A 16,881-nucleotide genomic window follows, 5' to 3' on the forward strand; every position below is an offset into this window, starting at 1 on the left:
GAAAAAGACCTATTGGCTTGTCGTTAGCTAATGCGGGTAAAAGCGACACCAGAGTAACAAAGCCGCCTACTCAAATCAAACCAGCCACTCATCAACGCCCCCCTTGCTGCTGCTCCTGCTGCGCCAGTTTGCGCTCTACATCACCAGGGGAACCCGTTTTTTTCGCCAGCAATTCGTAAGCCACCGGCACCACAAACAAAGTAAAGAAAGTAGCCGCCAATGTACCTGACAACACCACCACACCGATCACCGTGCGCGTTTCCGCACCGGCACCGGTGGACAATATCAGAGGGACTGAACCCGCTGCCGTGGTAATTCCGGTAATCACGATCGGTCTGAAACGCACTTTGGTCGCTTCCAGTATAGCTTCCTTAAAATGCATTCCTTCGTCTCGTAACTGGTTGGCAAACTCAACAATCAGAATTCCGTTTTTGGAGGCTAATCCGATTAACATCATCAAACCGATCTGGGAGTAAATATTGAGTGTGCCACCGATCAAGTAAAGCCCGAACAGGCCCCCCGCCATCGCCAAGGGTACCGTCAGCATAATGACAAAGGGATGAATATAGCTTTCAAATTGCGCCGCCAACACTAAAAAGGTCACCAGTAATCCCAGTACGAAAATAAACAGCACACTGTCGCCCGATGACTTGAAATCACGGGACTGGCCTTTGTAATCGATCAAAGCATCCGCTGGTAATTCTTCACGCACCAGACTTTCCAGATAGGTCAACGCTTCCCCTAATGAATAATCCTCCCGCAGGTTCGCTTCCATCGTCAGCGCGCGAATGCGATTGTAGCGATTCAGCGAGGTTGAATCTGCAAACTCCTCCAGCTTAACCAGGTTGGACAGCGGCACCAACTGGCCTAGCCTCTCGGCTTTAACATAAATATTTTCCAGGCTGGTGGGGGTGTTTTGTGCATCACGCTCTCCCTCCAGCATTACGTCGTATTCCTCACCTTCCTCTACATAGGTGGTCACCCGCCGTGATCCCAACATGGTTTGCAATGTGCGCCCTATATTGCCAACCGAAACACCCAGGTCTGCAGCCCGATTATAATCAATCACCACCTGCAACTGCGGCTGGGTTTCTTTGTAGTCCCAATCTATCCCGACAAAACCGGGATTATTCTCGTTTATTTTCGCCATCAATATGTCGCGCCATTGGGTCAACTTCTCGTAGGAGCCACCACCCAAAACAAATTGCACCGGTTTCTGGGCGCGGGCACCAAAACCCTGGCGCATCACGGGAAACGCACGGACGCCCGGCAAATCACTTAGCTTTTCGCGAATTTCATCCATGATCACGAAACCGTTACGCCGCAAAGCCCAATCATTTAGCACGTTCACTACAATCGCCGAATTAAAATTTTCCACATTGTCGAAGCCCCGTGGCGCCCTTACCAGCAAACGGGTGATTTCCTGTTGCTCCACATACGGCATCATGCGTCGTTCTATTTCATCCATATAGGTTTCCATATAACGGAAAGTGGCCCCTTCAGGCCCCTGCACCATCAGAAAGAACGCACCGCGATCTTCCTTCGGCGCGTACTCCGACGGCGTTTCATTGAACAGAAAATACGTTGACAGCATAATGGCGATGAAAGCGAGAACCACAATGACCGGAAAACGCAAACAAACACCGACCGCATGGCTATAGTGGTCCCTCATCCAATCCAGAAAACGATTCACTTCACGCACCATTCTGCTTGGTGCCGCTTGGTGCTTGAGCACCTTGGACGCCAACATCGGTGACAAAGTCAGCGCCACTAACGTTGAGAAACACACTGCAGCGGTCATGGTCAACGCGAACTCCGAAAACAAGCGCCCCAAATCCCCCTGCAGGAACGCTATCGGAACGAATACCGCAACCAACACCAACGTGGTCGCAATTACGGCAAATCCCACTTGTCGTGTACCACGATACGCAGCCAGTAACGGGGGCTCTCCATAATCCTGCATGCGTCGCACAACGTTCTCCAGCACGACCACGGCGTCATCCACAACCAAGCCGATGGCGAGCACCAATGCCAGCAGGGTTAACAGGTTCACTGAAAAGCCCAGAGCGTACAACGCAATAAAAGTACCTATTATGGAAACCGGAACGGTTACAGCGGGGACCAGCATGGCGCGGGCGCTGCCCAGAAACAGATAGATCATCAGCACCACCAGCCCGATAGAAATCATCAGCGTGGTATAAACCTGTCGCACTGCGTCTTCCACGAACACCGACGAATCGTAACTTTGTTCCAGACTCATATGCGAGGGCAACAGGTCATTCACCTGCACCGCTTCGGCTTTCACCGCACGTGCCACTTCCAGGGTGTTGGCAGTGGATTGCTTGATAATACCGATACCGACTTGAGGAATGCCGTTGCCACGAAACATAACCCGGTTTTCCTCGGTACCTCGAATCACACGAGCCACATCACCCAAACGCGTCAGATAACCATTGGCACTACGGGATAATACGAGCTTGGAAAAGTCGCTCTCATCGCGGAATGCCCGTTGCACACGCACAGTAAATTGGCGGGTATCGCTTTCAATCGAGCCGGCGGGCAGTTCAACATTTTCTGCTCTCAATGCATTTTCAACATCGTTTGCCGTTAAGCCACGAGCAGCCAATTGATTACGATCAAGCCATATTCTCATGGCATAGCGTTGTCCGCCGCCAATACGAATACGCGCCACACCGTCCAATACAGAAAACCGGTCTACCAGATAACGCTCGGCATAGTCGGTTAACTCCGGAATATTCATGCCCTCGCCCACCAGGTTGAGCCACATGATGACCTCGTCGTCACCGGATTGCTTTTGAACCTCCGGTGTATCCACTTCCACAGGCAAATCGTTCGCAACACCCGCTACCCGGTCACGGACATCATTGGCTGCCGCATCAATGTCCCGATCAATTTCAAATTCGATAATGATGCGTGAGTTACCATCATCACTGATCGACTCTATGTATTTAATGCCTTCGAGACCGGCAATACGATCTTCGATAATCTGGGTTATCCGGGTTTCGACCACATTCGCCGCCGCCCCAGGATAACCGGTATTAATCACCACAATCGGTGGATCGATCTGCGGGTATTCTCGCAGTGGCAGGCGGTCAAAGGCGACAATGCCGAACGCAATTAGCAGAAAGGAAATTACTGAAGCAAAAACCGGGCGTTTAACAGAGAGATCAGAGATCAACATTAACGCTCATCCTCACCGAAAAGGTGAGCGGAAAGGGTCACCGCATCACCTGATTTCACTTTTAAAGTGCCGTCGGTGACCACCTTATCGCCAATGGATAACCCACTCAAAATTTCTACTTTTCCGAGCCAGCGTGAACCGATTTTTACTTGCCGTTTCTCAACAGTCAGCCCCGATTCCGCCTCAACAATGACAAAGACGAAATGGTCTTTGCTCTGCTGGAACAGCGCCTCTTCCGGAACGATCATCGCATCCCGCTCCCGGGTCAACAGCTCGACCTCCATCAACAGACCCGGCTTCAATGACCCATCTTCATTGGACAATACCGCTCGCACGGTAACAGAGCGGGACACCGGATCAATGAGGTTATCCACCACTTCGATGAGGCCGGTAAATTGTCGTTCCGGAAACGCCCGGGAGGTAGCGACAATCGATACCCGAGGGCGAATGGAAAGCAAATAAACCGATGGGACGCTGAAATCCAGCTTCATTTTACTGTCGTCAATAACGGTGGTGATGATATCCCCTGGCGCCAGATAAGCACCGCGGCTGACATTGCGCAAGCCCACCACACCATCGAAAGGGGCCATCACAATACGGTCCTGCAAACGGGCATCAATTGCTTCCAGTCGAGCGCGGGAAACGTCATAATCCCGCTGCTTTTCATCCAAAAGCGACTGTGATGCATCCCCCCTTTTAGCAACGGCGCGAAACCGGTTCAACTGACTCAAAGCCTCGTCAACAGTGAATTGCGCCTCCCGCAGCAGCGCCTTTTCCTGCCGATTCTCCATTTCCACCAGGACTTGACCTTTTTTAACCCGTTGCCCGCCTTCGAATTTAACCGCACTGACCATTTCAGCAACGTTCACCGTAAGGGCCACGACCTCATTGGCACGCAAGGTTCCCAGTGCTTCAACCCGGTCTGCAACCGCTTCTTGCACCACCGGCGCAGCGATCACGTTAATAGGATCGGCAGGCACTGCTGCGTGCACGCTGACTGTGCCCAGAGAAGTCAGGATCAAAAGATATAAACCAGTAAACGGCTGCTTCAGGTCCGGCATAGGATTCTGCTCTCTTGTGAGGTCCCTTTGGGATTGAGTTTAGTATGGTGCCTAATCTCAGATTCGCACTAGGACCAAACCATTAAATGGAACGGTTGAGGCCCCTTCACGAACAGAGCGATGAAGAGTTGACCACTTAGACGACGAAAAGTTTTGTCCCGCGGCCATTTACCCTCTTATAACAAAGCACAGACAATAAAAAACCCCCTGCCCGAGAGCAGAGGGTTGGAATGACGAAACGATGAAGGTTTTATCGGCCGACAATACCGCGCGCGATCACTTCTTTCATGATTTCTGATGACCCGGCGTAGATCGTCTGAATTCGGGCGTCTACGTAAAAACGTGAAATCGGATATTCCATGGTATAACCATAGCCTCCGAACAATTGCAGACACTCATTCACTGCACGTAATTGCATTTCCGTCGTCGCCAATTTCAAAAGCGCGGCATCCGCCACTTCCAGCTTACCGTGACGAAACAGCTCAATATCCTTTTCCAACAGGGCTTTACACAGCTCGATCTCCGTCTTCACTTCTGCCAGCTTGAAACGAGTGTTTTGGAATTTGCTAATGGATTGACCAAACGCCTGACGCTCCTGAGTGTAGGCCGCCGCTAAATCCATCGCACCCACGGCAGAGGCGACAGCCTGTGTGGCACAACCCAGACGCTCGCGGGGTAGTTCTTCCATCATATACACAAAGCCTTTACCCTCTTCACCCAACAAGGCATCAGCCGGAATGCGCATATCACTAAAGAACAACTCCGCCGTATCACTGGAATGCTGCCCGATCTTCTCGATCTTTTTACCGGTGGAATAACCGGGCAAAGCGGTGTCGACCAAAAACAGAGAAATACCTTTTGCGCCGGCTTTGGGGTCCGTTTTGGCGCAGACGATGACCAAATCAGCGTGGATACCGTTGGTTATAAAAACCTTAGAACCATTCAAAATGTAATGATCACCCTCTTTGACCGCTGTAGTGCGCAGCGCTGCCAGGTCGCTGCCGGCATTGGGCTCAGTCATACCGATTGCGGCAACCGCTTCACCGGTGATCATTTTGGGCAGCCACTTGGCTTTCTGTTCCTCGGTACCGATATTGTTGATATAGGGCGCAACAATATTGGCGTGAATGTTATAACCGGTACCTAAGCCACCGTAGCCCAAGCGAGACATTTCCCACTGGATTAGTTGCACGACATCAAAGCTGGCTCCGGCGGAGCCGTATTCTTCCGGCATATCCACACAAAGCAGGCCCGCTTGCCCCATGGTGTTCCACACTTCACGAGGCATGATGTGGTTTTTTTCCCACTCTTCGAAATGGGGCTCGATTTCCTGCTGCAGAAAACGCAGCACCATATCGCGAAACAGTTCTAGTTCATCGTTATCAACAGTCATATTAGGCCTCGGAATTGGAGTGGGTGAAGTGCGGAATTCTGACCCATAGCCACAGCTTTAACAATGATGGATCATGTCATTCAGTTAGCATTTTCGGACACAGTCATTGTAATTGCCGGTAAAACCACGCAAAATAGCCCGATTATAGCGCCTCAAATTACCCATTTCGGACATTCAACCGCCATCAGCAAGCTGCAGGAACAACCATACCCAGGCCCCCACGAGCATACGGGAAATCACACCGTATCTACTTATTTTGCCCGAGCTTATCTGCGCAACGGTGAGCGCATGGGGCTGAATAAAACCGAACTGCTGCTATACGCTGCTATTCCCGAGCAATATTTAGACCAGGGCGAAAACCGTCTTGCCCCGTATCAGTTAGCACGACTGCTGCACAAGGTTATGGTCGACGCCGACGATGAATTTATGGGGCTGGCCAGACAACGATGCCGCTTCGGGGTATTTACTCTGCTGGCGGAACATCTGATCACCTGCGACACCCTGGGCCAGGCTTTGGAAGAAAGTCAGCGCTTTTATCGGCTGGTCACCGGGGCGGTTGAATTCCGCTTGCGGCGGGAGCAGCATTTGACCCATTTTAGCCTGACCCTGACGGCACCGGAAAAGGATCCGGATTCGGTATTGATGGAATTACTGATGCTGGTCTGGCACCGCTTTCCTTCCTGGCTAATCGGGGAAGTCATTCCTTTACAGGCGGTGCACCTCACTCTGCCGGTACCCGTTCACAGCCAGGAATACCGGCTCCTTTTTCCCTGCATCAGTCATTTTGGTCAAAAGCACAACGCCTTGGTTTTACCAAGCGAATATCTGGACTACCCCATTCACCGCAATGAAGAAGATCTGAAGCAATATCTGGCCAAGGTTCCGCTTGTGTGGTTTCGCAAGCAGAATTTTGTGGAACTGCAAACACAGCGGGTACTGCAGATTCTTAAGCAATCAGACGATCTGCAACACCTGAGCCTGGAGGCCATTGCCGCCCAGTTGTATATGACCTCGCGCACTCTGCGCCGCAAACTGGTAGCGGAAGGAGCCCAGTTTCAAGGACTGAAAGACAGTGTGCGGCGTGAGCGGGCGATCTATTGGTTAAGTCAGGATGCGACCATTAAAGAGGTCGCATTAAGAACCGGTTATACCGAAACGGCCTCCTTTATCCGCGCCTTTCGTAACTGGACCGGATTTTCACCGGGGCAATATAAAAAAGGACTTTCACCGGGCCACCATTAGTAACCTATCAGAACGGAACAATACCCGTAAATTGTAAGAATTCATAATATCTGGCCCCGCCCACACCGCGTTAACTGGCCATACGGCAACGGCACATTTAGAATGAGGCCAATTACAACACCCTCCAACAAGAAAAGTTCAAAGGAATTAACATGGTTGTTCAACCCCGGGTTAAAGGTTTCATCTGCACTACTGCGCACCCAGTCGGTTGCGAAGCGAACGTCAAATCCCAGATCGAATTCGTTAAATCCCAAGGTGAGATTGAAGGTGCTGCCAAACGCGTATTGGTGATCGGTTCTTCCACCGGCTATGGACTGGCCTCCCGCATTACCGCAGCTTTTGCCGGCGGCGCCAGCACCATCGGGGTGTTTTTTGAGAAAGCGGCCGCGGGCAAACGAACCGCTTCCGCAGGCTGGTATAACGCAGCCGCGTTCCAATCCGCCGCTGATGCAGCCGGCTTGTATTCCAAAAATATCAACGGCGATGCGTTTTCACACGAAATCAAACGCCAGACCATTGACCTGATCAAACAGGATCTGGGTCAAATCGATCTGCTGGTCTATAGCTTGGCCTCTCCCCGCCGCCAGCACCCTGACACCGGCGTGCTACACGCATCCACATTGAAACCTATTGGCAAACCCGTTTCCCAGACCGGCTTGGATACGGATCGTGAAATTATTAAACCGTTTACCCTGGAGCCCGCCAGCCAGGAAGAAATTGATAACACCATCGCCGTGATGGGTGGCAACGACTGGGAATTATGGATCGACGCATTGAGCAACGCCGGCGTGTTAAGTGAATCCTGCAAAACCACGGCGTACACTTACGTAGGCGAACAGGTGACTCGTGATATCTATTGGGACGGCACCATCGGGGCAGCAAAGAAAGATCTGGACCGTGCCGCAGGGGGCATGCGTGACAAGGGCATTGATTCCAGGGTCTCGGTGCTGAAAGCCGTGGTCACACAATCCAGCTCAGCAATTCCGGTCATGCCGCTGTATCTGGCCCTGCTGTTCAAAATAATGAAGGCCAATGGCACCCATGAGGGCTGCATCGGACAAACCTATCGTTTATTCAATGAGTGCCTGTATAACCCATCCCCAAGGCTGGATGACGACGGGCGCTTTCGAGTGGATGAGAAAGAAGTCATTCCTGAAGTGCAAAAACAAATCGAATCAATCTGGCCCCAGGTCACCACCGAGAATCTGAATGAGGTAAGTGACTTCAAAGGGTTCCGCACTGAGTTTATGCAACTTTTCGGCTTTAATGTTGAAGGCGTGGATTATGATGCCGACATTAATGTTGATGTGCCGATCAACCAGCTCCAACCCGCCTGAATGTGGTTTTAAACAACAGACCCAACTGGGCAGGCAACAGGCCGGTTTGCGATCGCAAACCGGCCTGTTGCTATTTAACCGCCACCAACAAGGTCGAACGCTTGGCTTGGTAGTAATTTTTCAAACGATCCAGCAGTGGCCTACTGGTTACCGAACAGTGATAGAGAAAACAGCTACCATAAATCCGGAAGCGCTCTGCCAGTGAATAACGAATTACCCGACGCCGGTATAAATACAAACTCACGTTGCCCCATATGCGCCACCAGTCTACTGGATGCATGCCCTTGCCCCACTTGGTTGTAAGGTCGGTCATCACTAACACTTTCATATTCAGGTTGCGGTATTTGGGCTGCACAAAATTAAATTCCGTTTCCTGAAAACCAATCGACTTGTACAATTCCGCCAAATACTTATCGCTGCTGATCACAATGTGGTTACGACCGAACATCATTGCATTTTTATATATGTGCTCGAATAAACCATGCAGGATATCGGTGTCACGATAACCTTTATCCAGGCACAGCGCCGCCACCTCAAAGCAATGCTGATAAGAGGGTAATTGCGCAAACTGCTCTTGCGGCAACAACACTTCCAGCTCCATAGGTTGCGAACCACCATTACTGAAAATCATGGTTGCTGTACCAATCGCAGTGCCCTGATGGTAGACCACCAGAATCCGGCTGTAACGATCAAAGAAGTAAGACAGGGATTTCAGCGGAGCGTCCGGTTTCACTTTTCTGACCGCGGCATAGTTACGCCGACGCAATAACAATATATCTTCATATTCCTGTTGCGTTTCTACGAACTTGTATTGCACCAATTCTTTAACGTAATAGGATCGAAATCCGGAACGGCGCAAATCTCTTGGGGTTTTTTTCAAATAATGAAAGCAATACTGGCTGATTTCCTGTTCCGTTTTCTCGGTTAGCCGGTTTAACTTTACAAAACAGCGCAATCGGTTGTTTGATGTGAATGTCACATCCGAAACAACCCCTTCGACAATCTGCGATTTTTCCGACAAACCCAGCCGGCACACCAAACGCATCCCGCTTAACAACACGCAGCCTGCGTCAATATTAGTCAGATAAAAACCCTGGGCTGACAGACTTTCAATATCAAAGTAATGATTCTGTTTGTAAAAAAACGGATGTGTAAACTGGCCGCGAATAACATCACTGCCGACCAGTTCTATCGGTGTCAGCACGCCATGACCTTTCGAACAGGCATGATCAATGACAGCAGAAATTTTTAAGCCGTCATCGCAAACTTGCTGATCAATAATAATGCCACTGATACGGTATTGCACTCCGATCAACGGACTTACTTTCAATGTCACTTGATCGGTGAGTTTAACTCTTGCCAGATTTTCTTTCGAAATCAGCATCGCAAAACCCAGGCTCGAAATATCGAGTAGCGTTATTTTTATGTTAAGCGACCCCGATTCTAGTGTCGCCTTTACCCCATGATTTCCATTCAACTGTTGCCGAACAAGACGGCGCCCTTCCCTAGATGAAAACGATACAGGAGTTTCCATGCAGGCATTCACACTTAGCTAATTAAAAGAATAAATTGATTTCCGATGTTCGAATCCTAAAAACAAAAAAGGATTCCCCTCAAACATTCGGAAAGCACAATCTAATGAAAAACCAGACGAAAACCAAACGTTATTTGGTTAATTAATGAAATCAATTTGACGACCTGGTTATACATTCTTCTATCCCGTTCACAGTTGATTCACATTAACGCTTTTTGTATTTCAATTAGAAATAATTGTACGATCGTTTTAGCATACAAAGGCTAAATCGCTGACATTTGTTGTCGTCAAGGGCGTTAAAATCTGACTTTTTTTGACTCTGTATGCGCTTATAACTGCCAATAAACAACCACCATGAAACGAAGAGCAGGAACGTGACGCTCTGGGTGACTACTACCGCAATCGCAGTCAGCAAATCTCCTGCCAGGAACGGTAACAACACCACTGGACGCCTTTGAGTATACACCGCATATTCAGCTGTACACCCAACTAACCTGTTATCCGTTGCATTGCTTCGGCTATCGATCGGAATTCGGTTCACCTTACGCCCGTAGCGATGAATGGCCAGCGCAACAACAGGTCAGCGGTCAAAAGAACCTCAGGGCAAGGCGCCTATAACCGCTACCGTTGCGCGTCCGGCAGACTATCGCCTCTCGCGTGAGGAGGTTAAGCGAGCGGTCCGGGCCGATCGCGCAATTAGGTGAGATCTACTTGATTAGACCGTCCTTTAACATCTGCTGGAAATGTTCAACGAAGGTCTGCTCTAACGGCCGGTAGCTCAGCCCTAAACGCGTCTGGCTGCGGCTATTGTCGAATTTCAACGGATGACCGACATTTTGCTCAACAAAGCGCGGCGTGACACTGGAATCCAACACACTGCCGAACCATTTCACCACAAACTTCGGCAGCTCCATCACCGGAAACCGATAGCCTTTGGGATAATGTTTTTTTAGTATATTTGCGATTTCCAGCATGGTCGGCTCACCATTGGACACAATATGGCGACCTTGTGCATCACTGCGAAAGGCGGCTTCCACGTGCGCCTGGGCCACATCCCGCACATCGACCCATCCTAAACGCATCTTCGGCACGCCCGGCCAAAGCTTACCTGTGCCCATGCTGCGCAAGGTATCAATGCTGGTGGAGCGACTGGTTTTGTTCAACGCAGGGCCACCCACCATGCTCGGGTTAATCGTCACCAGATGCCAGCGATCCTGCGCGTTGTATATATTCCAGGCTTCCTTTTCCGCCAGAAATTTTGAATACGAATAAGGCTGGTGATGTTCACTGCTGCTTTTATTCCAATCCGTCTCGTCAAACCGGTCGCGGGCAATGTCTTTCAGATCAGCATTGTCGCCGAAAACCGCAGCCACACTGCTGGTTAATACCACCCGTTTCACACTGATTGTACGGTTAACTGCTTCCAGAACGTGACGGGTGCCCTCCACCGCCGGACGGATCAACGCTTCGTTGGCGTCTTTAAAGCCACGCACAACGAAGGGCGATGCGGTGTGCATCACCACTTCACAGCCGGCCATCGCTTCGTCGAAGCTAGCCGGGTCCAACAAATCCGCTTTAAATAGTTTCAGGGTGCCGGCTGGAGCCTGCGCCGCGATATCCCGCAACGGCTGTACTGACTTGGCCTTGTCCGGGTCTCTCACCGTGCCATATACAGTGCATCCCTGATCCAACAGTAATTTGATAATCCAATTAGCAATATAACCTGAGGCTCCGGTTACCAGAATGGGTTTGGTTTTATCAATAATCTGTTCCATAGCGGCTCCTTTATCCATCCTGGATGGATTGAGTAAAAATCTTGGGCTTAACTGAACCGCGCCAACATAAGCCATCGGGCTTTAAGATACAATGGTCCCGCAGCCACCTTGGTTGCCTATACTGTTACGCTTGCTCTCTTCCAGGACTTATTGTTGTGCGCCGATCCACCATTCTGATCACTGCTTTATTCAGCTTCTCATTGATCTTTCACGGGTATATCGGGTTTCGTTTGATACCCGATTTAAGTGCAGTTCCCGTTATCACTTTCCTAGCCGCTGCCACCCTGCTCTCGGCGGCGTTGCTGGTACCACTCGCTTTAATCCGAACACAGGCACCGGATAGCAACTTGAACCGAACCCTTGTCTGGAGCGGATTTATCGCCATGGGCTGGGTCTCAACCCTGTTTGTAGCGACACTGCTGCGGGATTTGTTTCTACTGTTGTTGCTCCTGGTAACGTGGGTGGCCAACCCCCTATGGATATCACCACAACTGCCGCTGTGGAGTGCCTGGCTGGTCATTACAGGCAGCGCTCTGGTCACCCTGATCGGACTGGCCAATGTGCTCTCCGGGCCGACGCTGCAGAAAGTGGATGTAGCGATCGAAAACCTGCCCCCGGCGTTACACGGATTCCGTATCGTCCAGATCACCGATATTCATGTGGGCCCGACCATTAAGAAAACGTTTCTACAAAAAGTAGTGCAGATAGTGAATCTTCAGCAAGCCGACGTCGTCGCGATTACCGGCGACCTGGTAGATGGCCGCGTACAACATCTAGGGGACGAGGTAACACCGTTGCAACAACTGAAGTCGGCTTATGGCACTTATTTTGTCACCGGCAACCATGAATATTATTCCAATGCCAACCAGTGGATTGAGCACTTGCGTGCTTTGGGTATTCGCATTTTATTAAATGAGCATGTGGTCCTGGTGAAAGACGATGCCAAACTGGTTCTCGCTGGAATCACCGATTATTCTGCCCACCAATTTGACGAAAACCAGCGCAGCAATCCCCACGCTGCACTGCTCAATGCCCCGCCCGACGCCGGAGCCCGAATACTGCTGGCTCATCAGCCCCGCAGTATTTTTCAGGCACTCGATGCCGGTTATCATTTGCAACTGTCCGGCCACACGCACGGCGGACAATTCTGGCCCTGGAATCTGTTTGTGCCCTTGCAACAACCGTTTACCGCCGGCCTGCACTGGCATCAAAGCATGTGGATTTACACCAGTCGCGGCACCGGCTATTGGGGGCCGCCAAAACGTTTTGCTGCTCCGGCGGAAATAACGCTGATTCGATTGATAGAGAAGTAATATGCCCGCCGCTCCTGCACCTACCTATGCCCAGATTACGGTATTGGCCATCCCCATTATCATCGCTAATAGCGCGACGCCGCTATTGGGGCTGGCGGACACCGCCGTCATCGGCAACCTTGCCGGCACCGCAGAACTGGGCGCGGTCGCATTAGGCTCGCTGCTATTTAATTTTATCTATTGGGGTTTTGGTTTTCTGCGTATGAGCACCACTGGGTTTGTGGCACAGGCCAGTGGACAAAACGATCCGGGAGAAGTTATAGCCGTTACCAGTCGCGCCTTGTTGTTGGCTGTTTTGATCGGTGCCGTACTGCTCATACTACAATGGCCACTGGTCACTCTTGGATTATCCCTTTTGGGTGCCAGCGACGAAGTCGAACAGATAACCCATTCCTATTTCCAAATCCGCATCTGGGGTGCACCTGCGATCCTGAGTCTGTATGTACTGATGGGATACCTGATTGGCCAGGGCTTGAGTCGGCTGCTGTTGATCGTGCAGTTATTTCTTAACGGCATTAACATCGCCCTGGACATTCTGTTTGCGGGCTATTTGCATTGGGGAGCTGAAGGCATCGCCGCCGGCACCGCTATTGCCGAGTGGTTAACCCTGATCGTGGCCTTGACGTTGGTCTACCGCCACTATCGTCTTCACTTCGGTATACCTTTGCAGAACCTGTCACGCAGTTCACTTTGGAATATGAGCAAAATCCGCAGCACCCTGAGCGCCAACTCTAATTTAATGGTGCGCACCCTGTTTCTGCTATTGAGTTTTGCCGTGTTCGCGGACCAGGGTGCGCGCTTCGGCAATACGACCCTGGCCGCCAACCACATCCTATTGCAATTCATTTCGTTCAGCGCTTTTTTTCTGGATGGTTTTGCCTTTGTCACGGAATCTCTGGTAGGAAAGGCAGCCGGTCGTCGCCAACAAACGGCCTTCGATCTTGCCGTGAAACGTTCAACCCTGCTCGCAGCCGTCACGGCCATGGGATTAGCCGCCGGCATTGCCGTTACCGGGCATGCGTTGATAGACCGGCTTACGGATATTGAATCCATACGGACAACCGCAAAAGCCTATCTGCCCTTTGTTGTCGTTTATGTACTGCTGTCGTTTGCTGCATTTCAACTTGACGGTATCTTTATCGGCACTACCAGCACCACGGCGTTACGTAACGCATCGGTCCTGGCCACCCTTGGCTTTTTGTTGTTGAGTTCTTTGCTGATACCGCCGATGGCCAATCAGGGGTTATGGATTGCCTTCACCGGCTTTGTCGTGCTGAGAGCGCTTTTTCTGGGATGCTATATGCCATCACTACGACGGCAGCTCGCATTAAACGACGGACCCTAATGGGATTTAGCCGACACTGCATCCGCTAACCGGCACGCTTCATTAGCCAGTCATCAAATAGCGTCAGCGACATTGGCTTAGCCAAATAGTAACCTTGCACCCGGTCGCACCCTAATCGAGTCACAGTGCCAAGGGTATTTTCGTTTTCTACCCCTTCGGCAACCGTCTGGATCTGTAACGCACGGGCCAACTTCACTGTATTTTCCACGATCCGATAATCACTGGTATTACGCTGCATTTGTCCGATAAAACTACGGTCTATTTTCAATTCCTGAATCGGCATACGGCTTAAATACGCTAGCGAGGAATAACCGGTACCGTAGTCATCCAAAGCCACCCGACAGCCTGTGGACGCTAATTGGTTCAGGTTACTGATCACCGCCTCCATATCATCACTCATCGACGTTTCGGTCACTTCGAAAATAACGTCGTTCAGACTGATCAACTGGGCTTCTGCACAGGTCACAACAAAAGACACAATCCTGGGGTCCATCAGGTTCTGCACAGACAAATTAATACTGAGGCTGATCATGACGCCTTTTTCGTGCAGCCTGCGCAGTAATGAAAAAGCCTCTTCCACGATGAATTTGGTCAGCTCTGCCATCAGGCCCGCTTCTTCAGCCACCTCTATAAATTCATCGGGAGCCACCACGCCGAACGTTTCACTATTCCAGCGCGCTAACACCTCCGCACCGCAAAGAGCACCGGTGACACACTCAAACTGAGGCTGGATATGAATTTCGAGTTCACGATTCTTTATCGCTTGCGCCAACGCACCCACCAGTGCCAGGCGACGGCGACCAAACGTATCGACTTCCGAACTGTAGATGCTCAAATACTCATAGGCCCGCAATCCGTAGTCCCGTGCAGCGCATGCATGCTGGATTAACAAGTCTGCCCTATCACCGTGCTTGGGGTACAAAGCAATACCACAATAGGCTTTTAACCTGAGGGAAATGCCGCCTACACCGAGCAGGCTTTCATTGATCTGCAATATTCTTTCAGCAAAGTCGTTAATCGAACGAAACTCCTTGCCGGTTTTACTGAGTAACATCAAACTCCCGAACTCCATTACCGCCAGATGGCTACCGCTGGACTCCTCTATCGAAATCGATTGAATGTCGTTACTCAACTCCTCGTTCAGTTTGGTTACAATCTCTCCGAACAGCCCCTCTGCCAAGCGTCGTCCCATGGACGAAGAGATCTCTTTTAGTTGAGGGAAATACAAAACCAGAAGCGCAAACGAATCACAATCACTGTGATGATCGATCAATTGATTAATGCGATTACTGAGCATGGAATCGTTCGGCATTTTGGTTGTCGGATCATGTAACGCTTGTTGCAGGGCGTGGTCCTGAACCTGCACCATGGCGTTTTGCGCCAACTCCATTTTCTCCATCGCGATCAATTTATGCTTACGCTCTTCTTTAATTCTGTGGGCCAGGGCAAATGAAAGCAGTAACGCCTCCAGCATCGAACCCACCTGAACCGCGTGATTGGTAATTCTGGATGGCGGTAAAAAACCGAAGACGTTAACGACATAGAGCACTGCGCCAATGCCGAACACGGTCGTCGCCAAAACGAAATACCGAGCGATTGGTACTCCGGCCATCAGTGCGCTCACCCCCGCCACCAAAATAATTATGATTCCGCTGAACGAAATAATACTGGCCAGTAAGGCTCCCGTATTGGGCGCAAATAACACATAAAATGCCACCAGCAGTGACAGCCCGGCTTGCACCAACATGGCGTTATAGATCATCGGCTTGATATTACTTTTATGCAGAAAGAATATCGAGAAGGCCAACAACCAAAGTCCGGTCAGGCTCGCGGAAACGGGTAAGACATAGCGGGTATACTCCGGATCACGCCACAGGTACTGCTCACCCAAACCCGAGATTGCCAACATGATGACCAAGATGCTACCGAGCGCCATCACGTAAAAGCAATAAGCCAGATCCCGCATCGATAGAAACAAAAAGCAATTGTAAATCATTAGCGCGGCGATCACGCCGAAGTACACACCCCAGAACAGGATTTCAATCGTTTGTCGTTGTATCAGATAGCTTTGGGACCATATCTCCAGTGGAATCTGTAACGACGTAGACGACCACACCTTTATATAGATATTGACACTACCGGATACGTCCTGGGGCAAGGCAAAATTAATATTGTGGGATTGCAGCGAGGCAGCATCATCACGGGCACTATTCAGATCGGAATACCAAAGCAACCGCTGCTTGTCATTTGAAACTATGTAAATTTCCGCATTTTGCAATAAAGGATAAGGTATGACGAGATACCAGCGACTCTTTTGATCCGCAGATAAAGTCAACGGAAAGTGCACCCAAACAGGAGAATTGGTAAAACCAAAATTCAAAACATCGCCATCGGTATTTTTTATCCAGCTCGCGTCAGTCTTAATGCTTTCGATCGACTCGCCCCCCGTTGAATCGAGGTAATAGCCGACATATGAATTAAGGTTGTAGCTGGAATAGTCGCTTTCTATGGTTAAAGCAGACTCGGCACTATAAACGTGCGATGCCCACATGCTGATCAGAGAATAGACAAGCAGCGCGAAAAACGATCTTCTTATGACCAAATAGAATGTAGCTATCAATTTATTCTGCCTATTCTTTTTGACGAATAGAAATTCTGAGCCAGACTTCCTAATACATC

Annotated in this window: 10 protein-coding genes; 4 read left to right on the forward strand and 6 right to left on the reverse strand. The window is 50.3% G+C overall.

Annotated features, from left to right (window positions below):
• Positions 1-91 precede the first annotated feature (91 nt).
• From FT643_RS12995 to FT643_RS13005, 3 genes are all read right to left on the reverse strand, one after another.
• Complete coding sequence (locus tag FT643_RS12995) at positions 92-3,202, reverse strand: efflux RND transporter permease subunit (protein WP_156871833.1); 3,111 nt, start codon at positions 3,200-3,202, stop codon at positions 92-94.
• Positions 3,202-4,263: an efflux RND transporter periplasmic adaptor subunit gene (locus FT643_RS13000; RefSeq protein ID WP_156871834.1), complete on the reverse strand. Its 1,062-nt coding sequence runs from the start codon at positions 4,261-4,263 to the stop codon at positions 3,202-3,204. The genes FT643_RS12995 and FT643_RS13000 overlap by 1 nt, the downstream gene beginning before the upstream one ends.
• A 250-nt stretch (positions 4,264-4,513) precedes the next feature.
• The gene (locus tag FT643_RS13005; RefSeq protein WP_156871835.1) at positions 4,514-5,656 is read right to left on the reverse strand and encodes an acyl-CoA dehydrogenase family protein; all 1,143 of its coding nucleotides are present in this window, start codon (positions 5,654-5,656) and stop codon (positions 4,514-4,516) included.
• A gap of 63 nt (positions 5,657-5,719) precedes the next feature.
• Here FT643_RS13005 and FT643_RS13010 point away from each other — a divergent pair, with 63 nt between their 5' ends.
• Complete coding sequence (locus FT643_RS13010; RefSeq protein ID WP_156871836.1) at positions 5,720-6,898, forward strand: AraC family transcriptional regulator; 1,179 nt, start codon at positions 5,720-5,722, stop codon at positions 6,896-6,898.
• Between the two features lie 152 nt (positions 6,899-7,050).
• Positions 7,051-8,235: an enoyl-ACP reductase FabV gene (gene fabV, locus FT643_RS13015; protein WP_156871837.1), complete on the forward strand. Its 1,185-nt coding sequence runs from the start codon at positions 7,051-7,053 to the stop codon at positions 8,233-8,235.
• Between the two features lie 70 nt (positions 8,236-8,305).
• Here the strand turns inward: fabV and FT643_RS13020 are convergent, their stop codons facing one another.
• Together FT643_RS13020 and FT643_RS13025 are read right to left on the reverse strand one after the other, a co-directional pair.
• On the reverse strand, positions 8,306-9,619 hold the full coding sequence (locus FT643_RS13020; protein ID WP_156871838.1) for an N-acyl amino acid synthase FeeM domain-containing protein: 1,314 nt from the start codon (positions 9,617-9,619) through the stop codon (positions 8,306-8,308).
• Between the two features lie 857 nt (positions 9,620-10,476).
• Positions 10,477-11,544: an SDR family oxidoreductase gene (locus FT643_RS13025; RefSeq protein ID WP_156871839.1), complete on the reverse strand. Its 1,068-nt coding sequence runs from the start codon at positions 11,542-11,544 to the stop codon at positions 10,477-10,479.
• A gap of 155 nt (positions 11,545-11,699) precedes the next feature.
• Here FT643_RS13025 and FT643_RS13030 point away from each other — a divergent pair, with 155 nt between their 5' ends.
• On the forward strand, positions 11,700-12,857 hold the full coding sequence (locus FT643_RS13030) for a metallophosphoesterase (protein ID WP_198043518.1): 1,158 nt from the start codon (positions 11,700-11,702) through the stop codon (positions 12,855-12,857).
• A 1-nt stretch (position 12,858) separates the two neighbouring features.
• Entirely contained in the window at positions 12,859-14,202 is a 1,344-nt protein-coding gene (locus FT643_RS13035; RefSeq protein ID WP_156871840.1) for an MATE family efflux transporter, read from the forward strand.
• A gap of 25 nt (positions 14,203-14,227) precedes the next feature.
• Here the strand turns inward: FT643_RS13035 and FT643_RS13040 are convergent, their stop codons facing one another.
• Positions 14,228-16,822, reverse strand: coding sequence for an EAL domain-containing protein (locus tag FT643_RS13040; RefSeq protein WP_198043519.1), 2,595 nt, complete (start codon positions 16,820-16,822; stop codon positions 14,228-14,230).
• Between the last annotated feature and the right edge of the window lie 59 nt (positions 16,823-16,881).

Source organism: Ketobacter sp. MCCC 1A13808 (assembly GCF_009746715.1).
In the GTDB taxonomy this organism is placed as follows: domain Bacteria; phylum Pseudomonadota; class Gammaproteobacteria; order Pseudomonadales; family Ketobacteraceae; genus Ketobacter.